A 2,496-nucleotide genomic window follows, 5' to 3' on the forward strand; every position below is an offset into this window, starting at 1 on the left:
AAGTTCAAGTTTGTTTTCGATACCGACAGGTGTCGGCGGAAGAAAACGTTTATGCTTCCGGCACCGAAGTGCGTTCCGCTTGTTAGTTGACGTTTTGCTGTTCAGTTTTCAAGGTTCATGTGTTAGCGTCGCTGTTTCAACAGCAACTCTTATATCATATCAAATCTTCATTGTCATGTCAACAAGAAGTTTTATTTTTTTCATTTACTTCGTTGCGCTTAAATCAGCAACTTAATAAATATATCAGTCTGGCTTATAAAAGTCAATACAATAGTAAATTTTTTTTAAAACTAAGTTTGCTTCTTAATCACTTATAGTTGGATATCCTCCAAAAAGACCCGATAGGAATACTGTAACGCTATGTATATGTGATATTCTCACAAGGTGTGTAATTCACAATCCCAAATATATTTGACCTTTTTGAAAGTCTGTAATATATACAAACTCGATCATTGTATTGAGTCAGGATAGTTTAGTTGAGTGATATAAAATAATGAATTTACAAGATTGATCCCAAATCAGCATATGAATAGGGCACCCAATCAACAAAAGTGTTTAGAAGAAAAGTTATCGCTATTTTCATAGGAGTCCTTCTCTGATCTGAACCTTGAATAGATAGCTTTTGTCCTTGTAAATGTTCATTCTGGAAACCATTTAGTTTATTGAATCAATAAGTTAGTTATACAGGCTTATACACCCTACGCAAATTTAGTTATTACAATAGAATTAGCAATTTTAATAAGGTCGCTTTTGGAAATGGGGTCATTTCCTTTATAGTCAATTGAATATTCAACTTCATCTACTCTAAAACTAATCGATTGAAAAAGATTAGTCTCATTATAATATCCAGTTGCTCCGTTTAATAATTCGACCTCTTCCTCCCAATTTGAAACCTTATTCCAACCTATTTCGCTCGTCGCCCAAACAGTTAAAATCCCCTCTTGGTTTTCGTAAACTAATTTCACTTTATTATAGCCCATCACTTTCGAGTACTGTTTATCGAGATCCTCAACATCATAGAAAGGTTCCACTACTTTAAAAGGAACTAACCAATCAGCCATATGTACCGGTAACTTTATTATATGAAAAATTGTAACTAGTAAAATAAATCCAACCATAAAAACAGTCAATATTCTTGTTAATTTATTACTTTTGTTAAAATCATTCTTCAATTCATTTTCTCCTCTATAAGTTTTATTGAGATCAAGAATACCTTCTTGGCTTAACCAACCTCATGTGAACATCGTCGTCATTTAGAGCAGCACTAATATTCTTGATAAACGTTAGAAAAAGAGCTGCTTAAGCAACTCTTAGAAATAGATAAATAATTATTCACTAATATTGTTTGATAATTCATCCTCAATGATTTTCTTTATTTCTTTGTTTCCTATTACTCCATTACTGAAAATATCTGAGTCAACCCAATAAACTAGTCTGAAAGAAACACCATTGTTAAGTTCAATCTCTAAAAAGATTCTATCTCCTTCCATTTCTCCTTTCTTATATAACGATTCTGGATTCTCTAGTTTTAATTGAGACCAAGCATCTAGGAATTTATTTGTTGAAGCTTGTGTAAAAGGTTGTATTCGACTGCCATCTTCAGTGCTTTCGATATAAATATTTTTGACCAAACCATCTAACTGGTATAAATCGTCAGCAGTTTTTGCTTTTTTATTAGTATCTACTAAAAATGCCTTATCATTTGCAACAACAATTAGAGAAGATGGGTATCCTTTGACTTCATAAATTGATGTACCTTCGTCCAAATATGCAGCATCCCCATTTTTCATCTGATGATTACTACATGCACGATCAGCCATCTTAAAAGTTACTTTTCCAAGCTCTCTGCCCTTTTCAATTGGCAAAGGATTATTCTCGTCAGCTGGTTCTGGAAAGTGATGTTGGTATTTAATATCATCTATCATAACCATATCTACCCACTCAATTTGACCATCAGGACATCCAGTAATTGAACTGAAATCACCACATGAGGATAACAACATACTTGTGACAGAAATCATAATCATATTCTTCAAGAATTTCATAAATACCCCCAGTTAGGTCTGATATAAGTATCTTTTACTTAAAAGGAATCTTCTTTTTATATTATTCGACGCAAGGAAAATATATCCTTTTTCTTTGTTTGTGTTATGAATCAAGAAAAAATGAATGGATTAACCAGTGCCTTCCGGCACCGTGTCTTTTCGCTTAGCAATGTCTACTCTCTTTTCTTTGTTCATTCTTTTTCACGCATTTTTGAATCAATAAAAAACACACAAAAAAACCGATACCCTTTAACAGGTATCGGTTTTCTATATGCCTAGCGACGTCCTACTCTTGCAGGGGGAGACCCCCAACTACCATCGGCGCTAAAGAGCTTAACTTCCGTGTTCGGTATGGGAACGGGTGTGACCTCTTTGCCATTATCACTAGACTTATTGAGTGTTTGTTCACTCAAAACTGGATAAACGGGCCATTGAAAGCCATTCAAAATTT

General features: G+C 33.8%; 3 protein-coding genes and 1 rRNA gene. 1 reads left to right on the forward strand and 3 read right to left on the reverse strand.

From position 1 onward, the window contains the following. On the forward strand, positions 1-235 hold a 235-nt coding region (locus WBG45_RS11010; protein ID WP_424414534.1), incomplete at its 5' end, for a hypothetical protein. A gap of 463 nt (positions 236-698) precedes the next feature. On the opposite strand, the gene WBG45_RS11015 is transcribed toward WBG45_RS11010, so the two are convergent. From WBG45_RS11015 to rrf, 3 genes are all read right to left on the reverse strand, one after another. Beyond that, the gene (locus tag WBG45_RS11015) at positions 699-1,172 is read right to left on the reverse strand and encodes a hypothetical protein (RefSeq protein ID WP_424414536.1); all 474 of its coding nucleotides are present in this window, start codon (positions 1,170-1,172) and stop codon (positions 699-701) included. A 156-nt stretch (positions 1,173-1,328) separates the two neighbouring features. Beyond that, positions 1,329-2,045, reverse strand: coding sequence for a hypothetical protein (locus WBG45_RS11020; protein ID WP_424414537.1), 717 nt, complete (start codon positions 2,043-2,045; stop codon positions 1,329-1,331). 273 nt (positions 2,046-2,318) lie between these two features. Further along, positions 2,319-2,434: ribosomal RNA gene (gene rrf, locus WBG45_RS11025) — 5S ribosomal RNA — on the reverse strand. Between the last annotated feature and the right edge of the window lie 62 nt (positions 2,435-2,496).

Source organism: Paenisporosarcina sp. (assembly GCF_049671445.1).
In the GTDB taxonomy this organism is placed as follows: domain Bacteria; phylum Bacillota; class Bacilli; order Bacillales_A; family Planococcaceae; genus Paenisporosarcina.

Coding starts and splice junctions, on each gene's coding strand:
- WBG45_RS11020 (WP_424414537.1), bottom strand. CDS start 2,045: ATGAAATTCTTGAAGAATATGATTATGATTTCTGTCACAAGTATGTTG.